Source organism: Phytopseudomonas seleniipraecipitans, from assembly GCF_900102335.1.
In the GTDB taxonomy this organism is placed as follows: Bacteria; Pseudomonadota; Gammaproteobacteria; order Pseudomonadales; family Pseudomonadaceae; genus Aquipseudomonas; species Aquipseudomonas seleniipraecipitans.
Genome location: NZ_FNBM01000011.1, coordinates 1 through 14,997 on the forward strand (window position 1 = coordinate 1; position 14,997 = coordinate 14,997).

The 14,997-nt window shown below is 62.9% G+C and carries 14 protein-coding genes and 1 pseudogene; 8 read left to right on the forward strand and 7 right to left on the reverse strand.

Going from position 1 to position 14,997, the window contains the following annotated elements; all coding sequences use genetic code 11:
- Window positions 1-260 (reverse strand): annotated as a pseudogene (locus BLS60_RS19365) (IS3 family transposase); the annotation flags it as partial.
- Window positions 261-386: 126 nt separating this feature from the next.
- Window positions 387-1,010, reverse strand: coding sequence for a 2OG-Fe(II) oxygenase (locus BLS60_RS19370; RefSeq protein ID WP_092371375.1), 624 nt, complete (start codon window positions 1,008-1,010; stop codon window positions 387-389).
- Between the two features lie 82 nt (window positions 1,011-1,092).
- Here BLS60_RS19370 and BLS60_RS19375 point away from each other — a divergent pair, with 82 nt between their 5' ends.
- Window positions 1,093-1,824 (forward strand): DUF2059 domain-containing protein, encoded by a 732-nt coding sequence (locus tag BLS60_RS19375; RefSeq protein WP_092371378.1) that lies wholly within the window; start codon window positions 1,093-1,095, stop codon window positions 1,822-1,824.
- Between the two features lie 2 nt (window positions 1,825-1,826).
- Here BLS60_RS19375 and bipL read toward each other — a convergent pair whose 3' ends face one another.
- Window positions 1,827-2,759, reverse strand: coding sequence for a phospholipase BipL (gene bipL, locus BLS60_RS19380; protein ID WP_092371381.1), 933 nt, complete (start codon window positions 2,757-2,759; stop codon window positions 1,827-1,829).
- Window positions 2,760-2,881: 122 nt separating this feature from the next.
- Between bipL and BLS60_RS19385 the strand changes: the two genes are divergently transcribed.
- Window positions 2,882-3,457, forward strand: a complete 576-nt coding sequence (locus BLS60_RS19385) for a DUF6436 domain-containing protein (protein ID WP_092371384.1) — start codon at window positions 2,882-2,884, stop codon at window positions 3,455-3,457.
- Window positions 3,458-3,658: 201 nt separating this feature from the next.
- Here BLS60_RS19385 and rpmG read toward each other — a convergent pair whose 3' ends face one another.
- A complete protein-coding gene (rpmG, locus tag BLS60_RS19390) occupies window positions 3,659-3,814 on the reverse strand; it encodes a 50S ribosomal protein L33 (protein WP_070882577.1) in 156 nt (51 codons plus the stop codon).
- Between the two features lie 9 nt (window positions 3,815-3,823).
- On the reverse strand, window positions 3,824-4,060 hold the full coding sequence (rpmB, locus tag BLS60_RS19395; RefSeq protein ID WP_070882576.1) for a 50S ribosomal protein L28: 237 nt from the start codon (window positions 4,058-4,060) through the stop codon (window positions 3,824-3,826).
- A 381-nt stretch (window positions 4,061-4,441) separates the two neighbouring features.
- On the opposite strand from rpmB, the gene BLS60_RS19400 reads away from it, so the two are divergent.
- Together BLS60_RS19400 and BLS60_RS19405 are read left to right on the forward strand one after the other, a co-directional pair.
- Complete coding sequence (locus BLS60_RS19400; protein ID WP_092371387.1) at window positions 4,442-6,019, forward strand: ABC transporter substrate-binding protein; 1,578 nt, start codon at window positions 4,442-4,444, stop codon at window positions 6,017-6,019.
- Window positions 6,020-6,131: 112 nt separating this feature from the next.
- A complete protein-coding gene (locus BLS60_RS19405; RefSeq protein ID WP_208597325.1) occupies window positions 6,132-7,499 on the forward strand; it encodes an esterase-like activity of phytase family protein in 1,368 nt (455 codons plus the stop codon).
- A 39-nt stretch (window positions 7,500-7,538) separates the two neighbouring features.
- On the opposite strand, the gene radC is transcribed toward BLS60_RS19405, so the two are convergent.
- A complete protein-coding gene (gene radC / locus BLS60_RS19410) occupies window positions 7,539-8,213 on the reverse strand; it encodes a RadC family protein (protein WP_070882574.1) in 675 nt (224 codons plus the stop codon).
- Window positions 8,214-8,388: 175 nt separating this feature from the next.
- Here radC and coaBC point away from each other — a divergent pair, with 175 nt between their 5' ends.
- From coaBC to argB, 4 genes are all read left to right on the forward strand, one after another.
- Window positions 8,389-9,597, forward strand: a complete 1,209-nt coding sequence (gene coaBC / locus BLS60_RS19415; RefSeq protein WP_092371390.1) for a bifunctional phosphopantothenoylcysteine decarboxylase/phosphopantothenate--cysteine ligase CoaBC — start codon at window positions 8,389-8,391, stop codon at window positions 9,595-9,597.
- 30 nt (window positions 9,598-9,627) lie between these two features.
- A complete protein-coding gene (gene dut, locus BLS60_RS19420; RefSeq protein WP_092371393.1) occupies window positions 9,628-10,083 on the forward strand; it encodes a dUTP diphosphatase in 456 nt (151 codons plus the stop codon).
- 1,204 nt (window positions 10,084-11,287) lie between these two features.
- A complete protein-coding gene (gene algC / locus BLS60_RS21550) occupies window positions 11,288-12,679 on the forward strand; it encodes a phosphomannomutase/phosphoglucomutase (protein ID WP_208597326.1) in 1,392 nt (463 codons plus the stop codon).
- A 24-nt stretch (window positions 12,680-12,703) separates the two neighbouring features.
- Window positions 12,704-13,609 carry an acetylglutamate kinase gene (argB, locus tag BLS60_RS19430; RefSeq protein ID WP_070882570.1) on the forward strand — a complete coding sequence of 302 codons (906 nt, stop codon included), beginning with the start codon at window positions 12,704-12,706 and terminating at the stop codon, window positions 13,607-13,609.
- A 228-nt stretch (window positions 13,610-13,837) separates the two neighbouring features.
- Here argB and BLS60_RS19435 read toward each other — a convergent pair whose 3' ends face one another.
- On the reverse strand, window positions 13,838-14,935 hold the full coding sequence (locus BLS60_RS19435) for a TRAP transporter substrate-binding protein (RefSeq protein WP_070882569.1): 1,098 nt from the start codon (window positions 14,933-14,935) through the stop codon (window positions 13,838-13,840).
- Window positions 14,936-14,997 lie beyond the last annotated feature (62 nt).

Here is a 14,997-nt window from a genome sequence, read left to right on the forward strand (position 1 = left end):
AGCTCCTTGATGCGCTGCTCAGGCGTCAAGTTTTTAGGATCGGTCACGGCTTGGCTCCTGTCGGCTCGAATCGAGGCCCCCTGACTCCAATCCTGCCGACCATGCTTACGCAACCATACCAAAACAGTGGAGCGGCCCTGGATGCCATAGCGCTCCTGAGCCTGCGTATAGGTCAACTCGCCTTTTTCGATCTGGTCGACCACCGCCAATTTAAAAGTCAGCGAGTAATCACGCTGCGTACGCTTAACACCTTGCTCCATCGAGATCTCCAGATTCTCAGGCAGAAGGTGTAAACCTTATTCAGGACGGGACAGCGCAACGAAAAAGGGAGGCCTCGGCCTCCCTTTTTCCTGTGCAGCGTTCAAGTGGCCGGAAGATGGCGCCGATCAGAGCGGGCCGTCACCGCGGCGGCGGAACCAACCGGTCAGCGACAGCCGATCGCGGGTTGCCGGCAAGACTTCGTGGGGCACATCGGAGGACAGGAATACCACCAGCGTGCCGGCTTCGGGGAGCACGTCACGCACCTGGCCGTCGGCCAGATACAGGCGCAGCATGCCGCCTTCATCGGCCTGCCAGTCTTCGTTGAGGTACAGCACTGCAGAAACCGCGCGGCGGTCGTCGTCGAGAAAGCGATCGAGGTGCTTGAGGTAAAAAGCGCCCGGCGGGTAGAAGGCGAAGTGGCTCTCGTAGTCGACCAAGCCCAGATACAGGCTCTGGTTGATCGCCACGCGCAGCTCGTCGAGCAGTTGCAGGTAACCATCGCAGGCTGGCGACTGGCCGGCCTCGAGCCACTGGATATGATCGCCACGGGTGCCTTCGCGCACGGCAACCGCATTGCCCCGGCCGGTGCCGGCTGGCGCAAGAGTGCCCAGGGAAATTCGCTGGCGGCACTCTTCGGCCAGTTGCCGAGTCAGCGACAGCGGGGCGAATTGGGTTTGCAACGACCATCCAAATTCGGCAAGGTCATCGATGATGCGGCTCAGCAGCGAATCGGAAAGGTCGGTTGTCATGCCGCGATTCTACCCTGTGTCGACTACACCTCGACAAGCTCCACCTGGCTGCCGAAAATAGCCGCCCCAGACAGGAGTCCTTATGCGTGCGTTGTGTTTTTTTCTGTTGTTGCTCCTGAGCCTTCCCGGGTTGGCCGAGCCCCATGCCGAGCTGTATGAAAAAGCCGGCTGGCCGCAGCAACGTGCGCATTTCAGCGATGCCCTCAGCGCCGCGCAGACCCGCTACCGCAACAGCCTGCCGCCAGCGGTGTACCAGGCGCTGGTGAGCAACAGCAATCAGCGCTTCGCTGCCAGCGCCATGGACCAACGCGCCGAAAGCAGCCTGCGCGCGAACCTCGCCGACCCGGTACCGGCCCTGCGCTTTTTCGAATCGCCCCTGGGCCGCAAGATCGTCGAAGCGGAGCTGCTGGCCACCCGCCCGGATCAGTTAGCGAAATATGCTGATGGCCTGCCGCTCAGTGAGGCAGACGCCACGCGACGCCTGCTGATTCGCCACCTGGCGCAGGCGCTGCCGGCCAGGGAAGCCGGCGCGGAAATCAGCCTGGCACTCGCCGGGGTCGCCGCCGACAGCCTCAGCCAGATGATTCCCGGCCTGCTCGGCGGTGGCACGGCTCAAGGCCTGCTGGACGGCCAGCGCCAGCGCCTGATGGCGCAGATCGACAAGGACCTGGATAACACCCTGCTGCACGTTTACCGCGGGCTTTCCGATCCGGAGCTTGAGGAGTTCGTCACGTTCGCCCAGTCCAGCGACGGTGCGGCTTACTACAAGGCAGCGCTGGCGGCGGTGCGCGCCGGCCTGGCCGTCGGTCAGTAAGCTCAGCTCAACTGCTCGCCCAGATAGTCGAAGTAGCGCTGCCGTATCGGCTGCGCCTCATTGGCCAAGTGGTGACGAGCCTCGGGCAGACGCAGGATGCGCGGCGCGCTGAATTTGTTTTGCAGCACGCCCAGGTTGTGCTGCCAGTCCACCGTCATGTCCGCCTCGCCCTGGATAATCAACGGGCTGCGCTTGCTGCGCTGGGCTTTTTCGATCCGCGGCACCCACTGGCTCAACGCACCGACCCAGACCGTCGGCACCACCTTGGGCTGCAACGGGTCGCGATTGCGCAGGAAGTCGAGGAACTCCAGGTCACTGGAGTTCTCGCTGAAGCGTCGGGGAATCTCCTGCACGAAACGGCGCAGTAGGCGATAGCTGAGTTGCGACCAGTTCCAGCGACGTGGGCGTACCAGCGGCGCCAGCAGAATGGTTTCGCCCACTGCGTCCAGCGGCGTGTCGTTGAGCAAATAATCGATGAGGATCGCCCCACCCGTGCTCTGCCCGCACAGGTGCCAGGGTTGTGGCAGGCGCAGTGCCTCAGCCTGCTGCAGTGCAGCGCGCAGCACGGCTTGGTACTCGGCAAAATCATTGATGCTGGCGCGCAGCCCGCTGGACAGCCCATGGCCGGGCAAGTCCACGGTAAGCACCGCGAAACCCATTTCCAAGCCCCACTGGATGACGTGCCGATACAGCGCGCTGTGGTCGTAATAGCCGTGCAGCACTAACAAGGTTGCGCGCGGGGCAACCGGCGACCAGACCTGTGCGGCAATACGGTAGCCGTCCACCTCGAACCAGCCCAGCCGGCTTTCCACCGCTTCCTGCGGCACGAAGCCATAGAACTGCCGGTAGGCGAGTTCGCCAGCCGACAACTGTGCCGCATCGGCCAGCGGGCGCAGGTTGGCGACCAGGGATTCAGGTTGAAAGGTATCGGACATCAGCGCTATCGACTCATTGATTCAGGGCAGCGTCACCGCATCGGGCAACCGGTACAGTACCGATATTCTGCTGCCAGGTTCAGCATGGCAAGCCAACCGACTGTTCAACGGAAGCTGTCAGCATGGCCCATTCGTGCCGCACCTCCCTGCCTGGCTGGTTGATCACCGCGGCCTGCCTGGCGGTCGTGGGCGCGGCGCTGTGGTGGTTCGACGCTCGCTATCTGCGTCCGTTCGATGAGCGCACCACGTTATTCGGTGGCACCGCGCTGCGCCTGCCAGCAACCCTGGCGGGGCCAGGCGAGATCCGCTTGGTGCATTTCTGGGACCCGGCCTGCCCGTGCAATGTCGGTAATCAGCAGCACCTTGCCGAGCTGGTGGGCAGTTACTCGGCGCGCGGCGTGAGCTTTCATGTTGTGCAGAAACCAGGCAGCCATGGGCAATCTCCTGGGACCCTCGGTGGCCTGCAGCCGCTTACCGGGCTGACAGGTAGCGATCACCTGCCCGCCAGCCCGGCCGTGGCAATCTGGGATCAGCACGGCAAACTGGCCTATTTCGGCCCCTACGGCAGCGGCCTGTCCTGCAGCCCCGGCAACAGCTTCATCGAACCGGTGCTCGACGCGTTGCTCGCTGGGCGTACGGTGATGGCCGACAATAACCTGGCCAGCGGCTGCTTCTGCGATTGGGTGCAGCAACGCTAAAGCGCCTGCCGTTGAACGCCGTCACCGATCAGGCCAAGCGCTTCGTCGAGGCCGAATCGACCGCAGACCTGAGCGCAGCGGATGTCACCTTCCATACCCCAGCATGCTGCTTCTGTCGCCAGAGCACTGGGTCGAGGCAAATCGCAGGCATGAAAAAGCCCGCCATGAAGCGGGCTTTTCAACCACAGGGTCGCCGATCAATTACTTGATCTTGGCTTCCTTGTAGTTCACGTGCTTGCGCACGACCGGATCGAATTTCTTGATTTCGATCTTGTCAGGCGTGGTGCGTTTGTTCTTGTCGGTGGTGTAGAAGTGGCCGGTACCGGCACTGGACACCAAACGGATCAGTTCGCGCATGATAGCTCCTTAAACCTTTTCGCCGCGGTTGCGGATTTCAGCCAGCACTACGTCAATACCACGCTTGTCGATGATGCGCATGCCTTTGGCAGTAACACGCAGACGAACGAAGCGTTTTTCGGACTCGACCCAGAAGCGGTGATGCTGCAGGTTCGGCAGGAAACGACGACGGGTTTTGTTGTTAGCGTGGGAAATGTTATTCCCGGTTACCGGACCCTTACCGGTAACTTGACAGACTCTCGACATACCTCAGCCCTCTAAAACCACATGCCCAACCCGGCATGGGTTGGCCGCTTAATCTCTGTTTTTCGGCGCTGGGCGCCGCGTTTCTTCAGGGTCTTACCGGCGATAGATCGCAATCAAGCAACCGGGCCCCTAGAAAAGAGCGCTGCTTTATACCAGAAAGCCCCCAGATCAACAAGCGCGAGCACACTTTTATATACCCTGGCGGCTGCGCTGGCCCAGCCCTGCGGGCGCGCCCGGCACCGACCATTCGTCGCCACGATACATTGTTCAGCCGCAACTTATCGCTTAGTGTCTCAGGTCACGCGCCAACGCGACCTGCCCAGCCCGCGTTTTCCACCCGACGGCCCGCCGGATGCGCGCCACCCCGCTCAGGAGTTTCCCATGCGCCTCGCTCTGTTGCCGCTGCTCATCGCCCCGCTGTTCGCCCAGGCTGCCACCCTCAGCGTCTGTACCGAAGCCAGCCCAGACGGCTTCGACGTGGTGCAGTACAACTCCCTGACCACCACCAATGCCTCGGCCGACGTGCTGATGAACCGCCTGGTCGATTTCGATGCCGACGGCGGCAAGCTGGTGCCGAGCCTGGCCAGTAAATGGGATGTGTCAGCAGACGGTCTCATCTACACCTTCACCTTGCGGCCCGACGTGCAGTTCCACCGCACCGACTACTTCAAGCCGAGCCGCCCACTGGAAGCCGACGATGTGCTGTTCAGCTTCCAGCGCATGCTCGATGCCAACCATCCGTGGCACCACACCGCCGCCAGCGGCTACCCGCATGCGCAGTCGATGCAATGGCCGGAGTTGATCAAGGCAGTCGAGAAAGTCCATACCCATCAGGTGCGCATCACCCTCAACAAGCCGGACGCGACCTTCCTCGCCACGCTGAGCATGGGCTTTGCCTCCATCTATTCGGCAGAGTACGCGGATCAGCTGCTCAAAGCGGGTAGCCAGGAAAAGCTCAACAGCCAGCCGATCGGCACCGGGCCGTTCGTGCTCAAGCGTTTTCAGAAAGACGCTGCGGTGCGCTATGTCGCCAATGCGGATTACTTCGCCGGCAAGCCGAAGGTCGATGCCATGGTCTTCGCCATCACCCCGGATGCCAACGTACGCCTGCAGAAGCTGCGCCGTGGCGAATGCCATATCGCCCTGTCGCCCAAGCCGATGGACGTCCAAGCCGCCGCCCAAGACGCCAACCTCGACAGCGTGAAGACGGCCGCCTTCATGACCGCGTTCGTCGGCATCAACAGCCAGCACCCGCCGCTCGACAAGCCCGCCGTGCGCCAGGCCATCAACCTGGCGTTCGACAAGGCCAGCTACCTCAAAGCAGTTTTCGAAAATAGTGCTGAGCCCGCCAGCGGCCCTTATCCACCGAATACCTGGAGCTACGCCAGCGATCTGCCGGGCTACGCACACGATCCGCAGAAAGCCCGCGAACTGCTCAAACAAGCAGGCCTGGGCGACGGCTTCAGCACGACCATCTGGACTCGCCCTTCAGGCAGCGTGCTCAACCCCAACCCTAGCCTGGGCGCCCAGCTGCTGCAGGCCGACCTCGCCGAAATCGGCATCAAGGCGCAGATCCGCGTGATCGAATGGGGTGAATTGATCCGTCGCGCCAAGGCAGGCGAACACGACCTGCTGTTCATGGGCTGGGCGGGTGATAACGGTGATCCGGACAACTTCCTCACCCCGCAATTTTCCTGCGCGTCGGTGGAGTCCGGCCTGAACTTTGCCCGTTACTGCGACGCCAAGCTCGACACGCTGATCGCCGACGGCAAAACGCTCAGCGACCAGGCCAAACGCAGCGCGCTGTATAAAGATGCCCAGACGATCATTCACGAGCAGGCGCTGTGGCTGCCGCTGGCGCACCCGACCGCTTACGCGCTGATCCGCAAAAGTGTAGAGGGCTACAGCGTGAGCCCATTCGGTCGCCAGGACTTTTCCAAGGTCAGCCTGCAGCCCTGAGACACGGCAATACATCAGCGCCATCCGCGTCTCGATGGCAGGCGCCTGTCACAGCGGTGACATACGCCTGCCGCACCCTGTCCGTTCTTCACAGACGGGGATCGTTCAGGCCATGCGTTTCAATACCAGTGTTTGCAACCTGCTAGTCACCACTCTCTGCTGCATGCCGCTCGTCTCTCACGGGCAGGATGCCGCCGCCCGGGCCTACCCGGCAACACTGGCCGGGCATGCAGTCATGCCGGCTGCCAGCTTCGTGAAGCCGCCTGCGGACGCTCCGGCCGACTTTGCAATCAGCGGTAAATTTTCCAACGGCCAGCGCAGCGAGAAAATCGGCAGCGTCGAGGGATTATCAGCCAACCGCCCCACGGGGATGTTTCTGCCCTTCGAAGGCCAGCCGCTGCAGGGCCATTCCGGCATCAAGCACATGCCTGATGGCAGTTTCTGGGTGCTCACCGACAATGGCTTTGGCACCAAGGCCAATTCCGCTGACTCGATGCTCTACCTCAACCACTATGACGTGGACTTCCAGTCAGGCGAATTCAAGCGGCTTGCAACAGTATTTCTCAGCGACCCGGACAAGAAGGTGCCATTTCGAATCGTTCACGAAGGCACCCAAGCGCGCTACCTGTCGGGCGCTGATTTCGACCCCGAAAGTTTCCAGTTCGCGGGTGATGCAATCTGGATCGGTGACGAGTTCGGCCCCTATGTGATCAAAACCGACCTGCAGGGCCGGGTGCAGAAGGTGTTCGACGTGGAGATAGCGGGCAAACCGGTACGCTCGCCCGACAACCCCGCGGTCAAGCTGCCTGGCTGGCCTGCCGAGCCGATGAATGTCGAAGTGCGTCGTTCCAAGGGTCTGGAAGGCATGGCGGCCTCCAACGACGGCAGCACGCTCTATGCACTACTCGAAGGCCCCTTGTGGGACGCAACCAGCAAGGGTGCAGAACAACAGGATGGAAAGAGCGTGTTGCGCATGGTCGAATTCGACGTGAAGCACGAGGCCTGGACGGGGCGCCACTGGCTCTATCCTCTGGAGCAGCCAGGCCACGCGATTGGCGACTTCAACATGATCGACGCCAGCAGCGGCTTGATCATCGAGCGCGACAACGGCGAAGGCACCGCCGACAAGGCCTGCCCTGCAGGCGAGACCGGCAGCACCTGCTTCTCCGACATCGCCCGCTTCAAACGCGTCTACAAGGTGGCGTTCGACGACAGCAATGTGGGCCAGGCGGTGCGCAAGGTGGGTTATATCGATCTGCTCGCCATCCAGGACCCGCACGGCCTGGCGCGCAAGCCGCTGAACGACGGCGTATTGAGTTTTCCGTTCTTCACCATCGAGAACGTCGACATCGTCGATGACCGGCACATTGTGGTCGGTAACGACAACAACCTGCCGTTCTCCAGCAGCCGCGAGCCCAACCGGGCCGACGACAGCGAGATGGTCTTGCTGGAGGCTGCCGAGCTGCTCAAGGCTCGCTAGCGGTCGGCGGCGGCCACGTGCAGCCGCCGTCCCGACGGGCTACAGCCAGCCGTGCTCGGCCATCGACAGCGGCTCGCCGTCACCGACGATGAAATGATCAAGGATGCGCACCTCCACCAGGGCCAGCGCGTCCTTCAGGCGCTGGGTCAGTATTCGGTCGGCCTGGCTCGGCTCGGCGACGCCCGAAGGATGATTGTGGGTCAGGATCAACGCAGCCGCGTTATGCGCTAACGCGCGCTTTACCACCTGCCTCGGATAAACACTGGCGCTGTCGATGGAGCCCTGGAACAGTGCCTCGAAGGCCAGCACGCGGTGCTTGGCATCAAGAAACAGGCAGCCGAACACCTCGTGGGGCTCATGGCGCAGCAGTGCCTTGAGGTAATCACGCACCGCCTGCGGGCTCTCCAATGCGGAATCACGGCGCAGTTGCTCGGCAAGGTGCCGCCGCGCCATCTCCAGCACCGCCTGCAGCTGAGCGAACTTGGCGGGCCCCAGCCCGAGGCGTTGGCTGAATGACGGCAGATCAGCCTGCAACAGCGCGCGCAGGCTGCCGAAATCGGCAAGCAGGTGGCGCGCCAGATCTACCGCGCTCTGCCCCACCACACCGGTGCGCAGAAAAATCGCCAGCAGCTCCGCGTCGGTCAGGCTGGCAGCCCCCTGGGCCAGTAGTTTCTCCCGCGGACGCTCTGCCGCGGGCCATTCACGAATGCTCATAAACGCTCCCTGTCGTTCCAATTTGGTACCGCGCACCGCCTCTAAAAGGCCGGCTTGGCACGCCGCTGCTCCCCTGCTGCCGCTGTGCTATCGTAGCCCGGTTTTTCGCGGGGTGCCGGGCCTGGGGAGGTCTCGGTCACCTGCGTCTGTAACTACACACGACAAAGGCAACGTTATGCAGCGGCTGTATCGCAAACGCATCATCCTCGGCGTGGGTGGCGGCATCGCGGCGTACAAGAGCGCCGAGCTGGTTCGCCGACTCAAGGACCAGGGCGCCGAAGTGCGCGTGGTCATGACCCACGGTGGTCGCGAGTTCATCACCCCGCTGACCCTGCAGGCGCTGTCCGGGCACCCGGTGCACCAGGACCTGCTTGATCCCGCAGCCGAAGCCGCCATGGGTCATATCGAGTTGGCGCGCTGGGCTGACCTGGTGCTGATCGCCCCGGCGACCGCCGATCTCATGGCCCGCCTGGCACAGGGCGTGGCCGACGACCTGCTGACCACGCTGGTACTGGCCACCGATGCACCTGTAGCCCTGGCGCCAGCGATGAACCAGGCGATGTGGCGCGATCCGGCCACCCAGGCCAATGCCGATCTGCTGCGTGCCCGCGGCTTTCGCCTGTTCGGCCCGGCATCCGGCAGTCAGGCCTGTGGTGACGTGGGCGTCGGCCGCATGCTTGAAGCCGATGACCTCGCGCACCTCGCCGCCGACTGTTTCGAACACCTGGCGCTGACCGGCAAGCACGTGCTGATCACCGCAGGGCCGACCCAGGAGAACATCGACCCGGTGCGCTACATCACCAACCACAGCTCCGGCAAGATGGGCTTCGCCCTCGCCGAAGCGGCGGTGGAAGCGGGCGCCAAGGTCACCCTGATCAGCGGGCCGGTGCACCTGCCGACGCCCGATCGGGTCACCCGTATTGACGTGGTCAGTGCCCGTGACATGCTCGCGGCCTGCGAAGCAGCCATGCCCTGCGACATCCTCATCGCTGCCGCAGCGGTCGCCGACTACCGCCCGGAAGTTGTCGCCCAGCACAAATTGAAGAAAGACCCCAACAGCGGCGATGGCCTGCTGTTGCAGATGGTGCGCAACCCGGACATTCTCGCCACGCTCGCCCACCGCGACGACCGCCCCTTCAGCGTCGGTTTCGCGGCAGAGACCGAGAACCTGCTGGAGTACGCTTCGCGCAAGCTCAAGGACAAAAACCTCGACCTGATCGTTGCCAACGACGTGGCCAACCCCAGCATCGGCTTCAACAGCGAAGACAACGCGATCACCATCATCGATCGCCAGCTCCACCAAAGCAGTTTCGCGCAGACCAGCAAGGGCAAGATCGCCCGGCAGCTGGTGAGCTTCATCGCCGCGCACCAGCCGAAAAACTGACCTTCACAGCACGGATACCCAGATCGCCTCATGCACGCCCTACAAGCCAAGATTCTCGACCCCCGCCTCGGTACCGACTTCCCTATGCCGGCTTATGCCACTCCTGGTTCGGCAGGCCTCGACCTGCGTGCCATGCTCAAGGAAGACCTGACTCTGGAACCGGGGCAGACCGTGCTGATTCCGACCGGCCTGGCGATTCACGTTGCCGACCCAGGCCTGGCAGCGCTGATCCTGCCGCGCTCCGGCCTGGGCCACAAACACGGCATCGTGCTCGGCAATCTGGTCGGCCTGATCGACTCTGATTACCAGGGCGAGCTGATGGTGTCGTGCTGGAACCGCGGCACTACTGCTTTCAAGATGGCGATCGGTGAACGTATCGCCCAGTTGGTACTGGTGCCGGTCGTCCAGGCGCACTTCGAGGTGGTCGAGGAATTCGACGACAGCGAGCGCGGTGCGGGTGGTTTCGGTCACTCGGGTAGCCACTGACGCACACCCAATCGCCAGGAGACGTCTGATGAAAGGCTTCAAACGCGCGCCCAAGGAAGAACGCTCCGGCGACTCGAAAGGCACCGCCCGGCCCAGCGCCGCGACCGACCTGCTGCCAGGTGCCCTGGCCGCCACACTCGGCGTAGTACTGGCCGGCGCACTGCTGTGGGTCATGGCTGTCAGCCCGGCTCAACAGTTGCAGCAGCAACAACTTACCCAGGCCTGGGGCGCCAGCCAGGCCGCCGCTCTGCAGCAGGCGCTCAAGCAACTCAGCGCCGATACCATCGCAGCGGCCCGCAACCCCGAGCTGTCGCAAGCCCTGCAGAGCGGTGATGAGACTCAGCTTCGCAGCGCCGAGGCCGGGCTGCGCTACTGGAGCGGCGTGGTCGATGCCCAGCTCAACCTGACAGGCCAGGCCGTGCCCGACAGCAGCCGCACGGCGCCGATGAATTTTGCCGCACTGGACATGCTACGCCGCCTGGAAACTGGCCAGGCGCCCGCTGTCGAAGCCTATCGCGTGGGTGAGCGCTGGCTGGCCTACAGCGTCGCCCCGGTGCGCCAGGACGATACCCAGCCGATGCTCGGCACGCTGCTGCTGGCGGTCGACCTCAACCGCGTGCTCGCCAACTTGCCGCCCTTGCCGGCCGAGGTCGGGCAAATCCAACTGATCCAGCGTTTTGATGGCGGCGCGGCGCAGGTGCTGACCCAGCGTGGCCAGGCCGAGGGCAACGCCCAGGCGTTTTCCACCGGCAACCCGCACTGGACGCTGAGCTTCACCCCAGCCTCCAACCTGGGCGCAAACGGGCTGTCGCCGACCCTGCTGGCGCTCGCTCTGCTGGTCGCGTTGGCCGGCGCATTGGCAGGCCTGTATCTGGTCAACCGGCGCCTCCACCAGCGGCTGGACAGCGACACCTCGCAATTGACCCAACTGGTCAAAGAACTCTCTGCGGGCAAAGCCGTCAAAGCCTTCAGCTTGAGCCTGCCGGCCCTACACGACCTGGCGCAAAGCCTGAGCCGACTACCTCGTCGCGCCCAGGAACCCGTGGCTGTACGCCCGGATGTCATCGTCAGCCCGCAACCCAAGGGCAGTGCCGCGGCCAGGCCAGCGGATCTTGTAAATCCGCTGTTTCAAGACACCGATATCCTCGATATCGACATTCTCGACGATGACCAGGATCTCCTGGGACTGGAGCAGACCCCGATCATGACCACGCCGCAAGCCCCGAAACTTCCTGCAGACATCTTCCGTGCCTATGACATTCGCGGCGTGGTGGGCGCTGGCCTGACCCCGGAAACGGCGTACTGGATCGGCCGCGCCATCGGCTCGCAAAGCCTGGCAGAGGGCGAACCCAATGTCTCGGTCGGCCGAGACGGCCGCCTGTCCGGCCCGACGCTGGTGCAGCAGTTGATCGACGGCCTGGTCGACAGCGGTTGCCAGGTCAGTGACGTCGGCATGGTGCCGACCCCGGTGGTCTACTACGCCGCCCACGTGCTGGCCGGCAAATCCGCAGTGATGCTCACAGGCAGCCACAACCCGCCGGACTACAACGGCTTCAAAATTGTCATCGCCGGCGACACCCTGGCAAATGAACAGATCCAGGCGCTGAAGAACCGCATCGACAACAACGATCTGGTCAGCGGCCAGGGCAGCGTCGAGGCCGTCGACCTGCTGCCGCGCTACCTGGAACAGATCCGCAGCGACATCGCCATGGCCAAGCCACTGCGCGTGGTGGTCGATTGTGGCAACGGCGCAGCAGGCGTGATCGCCCCGCAGCTGATCGAAGCACTGGGCTGCACGGTCATCCCGCTGTTCTGCGACGTGGACGGCAACTTCCCCAACCACCATCCGGACCCGGGCAAGCCCGAAAACCTGGTCGACCTGATCGCCAAGGTCAAGGAACACAAGGCCGACATCGGTTTGGCCTTCGACGGCGATGGCGACCGCGTCGGCGTGGTCACCAACACCGGCGCCATCGTCTATCCGGACCGCCTGCTGATGCTGTTCGCCAAGGATGTGGTGTCGCGTAATCCAGGCGCCGATATCATCTTCGACGTCAAATGCACCCGTCGCCTGACTCCGCTGATCAGCGGCTACGGTGGCCGCCCGGTAATGTGGAAGACCGGCCACTCGCTGATCAAGAAGAAGATGAAGGAAACCGGCGCGCTGTTGGCCGGCGAAATGAGTGGCCATGTGTTCTTCAAGGAACGCTGGTTCGGTTTCGACGACGGCATTTACGCCGCTGCCCGCCTGCTGGAGATTCTCAGCCAGGACAAGCGCACCGCCGAACAGGTATTCGCTGCGTTCCCCAATGACGTGTCGACCCCGGAAATCAACATCCAGGTGACCGAACAGACCAAGTTCCCAATCGTCGAGCGCCTGCAGCGCGAAGGCCAATGGGGCGAAGGCAGTGTGACCAACCTCGATGGTGTGCGCGTCGACTACCCGAAAGGCTGGGGCCTGGTGCGTGCGTCCAACACCACGCCGGTTCTGGTGCTGCGCTTCGAAGCGGAGAGCCAGGCAGAACTGGAGCGAATCCAGGAGCTGTTCCGCACCCAGATGCACCTCGTCGCGCCCGATGTCAAACTACCGTTCTGATCCGCCCAGCACTGGAGCCCCCGCATGACCCTAGAGCGTGATGCCGCCACCAACGTCGCCAAGGTACTGTCCGAAGCATTGCCGTACATCCGTCGCTTCGTTGGCAAGACACTGGTGATCAAATACGGCGGCAACGCCATGGAAAGCGACGAGCTGAAAACCGGCTTCGCCCGCGACATCGTGCTGATGAAGGCGGTCGGCATCAACCCGGTGGTGGTGCACGGCGGCGGCCCGCAGATCGGTGATCTGCTCAAGCGCCTGTCGATCGAAAGCCACTTCATCGATGGCATGCGCGTCACCGACGCACAGACCATGGATGTGGTGGAGATGGTCCTCGGCGGCAAGGTCAACAAGGACATCGTCAACCTGATCAACAGCCATGGCGGCAGCGCCATCGGCCTGACGGGTAAGGATGCCGAGCTGATCCGCGCCAGGAAACTCACTGTCAGCCGCCAGACGCCAGAGATGACCCAGCCGGAAATCATCGATATCGGCCACGTGGGCGAAGTCACCGGGGTCAATACCGACCTGCTGAACATGTTGGTGAAGGGCGACTTCATTCCGGTGATCGCGCCGATTGGCGTGGGTCCCAAGGGTGAGTCTTACAACATCAACGCCGACCTGGTTGCCGGCAAGGTGGCCGAAGCGCTGAAAGCCGAGAAGCTGATGCTGCTGACCAACATCGCCGGCCTGATGGACAAGCAGGGCGAAGTACTCACCGGGCTGAGCACCGAGCAGGTCAATGAGCTGATCGCCGACGGCACCATCTATGGCGGCATGCTGCCAAAGATCAAGTGCGCGCTGGAGGCGGTGCAGGGTGGCGTGAACAGTTCGCACATCATCGACGGCCGGGTGCCCAATGCGGTGCTGCTGGAGATCTTCACCGATATCGGCAACGGCACCATGATCAGCAACCGCAAGCGTGTCTGATAGCTGCCTGAACACACAAAACGCCGGCTTCGCAGCCGGCGTTTTCATATCTACAGCATTAGCTTTGCAGCAGCTTTATCGACTCTGACTGCCAAGTGGAGCAAGCAGCCGGTGTAGGGTGGACGACGCTTGCCTGCGCGGCCCGATCCGTCCACCGCTCTGCGATCGCGATGGTGGATGAAAAGAGCGTCATCCACTCTACGTCCGCTCTCACCTTCAATCACCTCATTACCGAATCGCGTAGATATCCTTCTCGTTGGCTTCGGCGTATTCGTACAGGCGCGCCAGGTAGGCCTTCTGCTGTTCCCAGACCTTCTGCGCAGCGGGATCGGCAGCCGCGGTGGCGTCCACCACATCGGCAGACACTTCCTTGAGCTTGGCGAGCACCTCGTCCGGCAAGCGGCGCACATCGACACCCGCCGTCTTCAACTGCTCCATGGCTTCCATGTTCTTGGCGTTGTAGTCGTCGAGCATGTCGCCGTTGACGTCGCGGGCAGCGGCGCGAACGATAGCCTGCAAGTCGGCCGGCAAGGTTTCCCAGGCCTTGATGTTGATGTCCAGCTCGAAGGTGACGTTCGGTTCCTGCCAGCCCGGCGTGTAGTAATACTTGGCGGCTTTATGCAGGCCGAGGGCTTGGTCGTTGTACGGGCCAATCCACTCGGTGGCGTCGATGGCACCGGTCTGTAAGGCGGTGAAAATCTCACCTGCCGGCATGTTGACGACCGTGCCACCAACCTTGGTCAGCACTTCGCCGCCAAGGCCCGGGGTGCGCATCTTCAGGCCCTTGAGGTCGTCAACGGAGTTGATTTCCTTGTTGAACCAGCCTGCCGTCTGCACGCCAGTGGCGCCGCACGCCATCGGCAACACGCCAAAGGGCTTGTAGACCTCCTCCCAGAGCTTCATGCCACCGCCGTAATGCAGCCAGGCGTTCATTTCCTGGGCATTGGGGCCGAATGGCAGGGCGCAGAAGAATTGCGCTGCCGGCACCTTGCCCTTCCAGTAATAAGGCGCGCCGTGGCCCATTTCGGCGGTGCCGCGCGAGACCGCATCGAACACTTCCAGGGCGGGTACCAGCTCGCCGGCGGCGTAGACCTTGACCTTCAGGCGGCCATTGCTCATCTCGTCGACCAGCTTGGCGAAGCGCTCGGCGCCCACGCCTACGCCGGGGAAGTTCTTCGGCCACGAGGTGACCATTTTCCAGTTAAAAGTCTTGGCTTCGGCGGCGGGTTGCGACGTGCTCGCGGCACCAGCCTCCTCTTTGCAACCGACCAGCGCACCGGCTGCAATACCAACGCCCGCAGCGGCCAGAATGTGGCGACGTTTCATGAGTAGCTCCTATTGTTGTTGTAATAATTCTTGCCCAGCACGGCAGCCCAAAACCAAAGCCC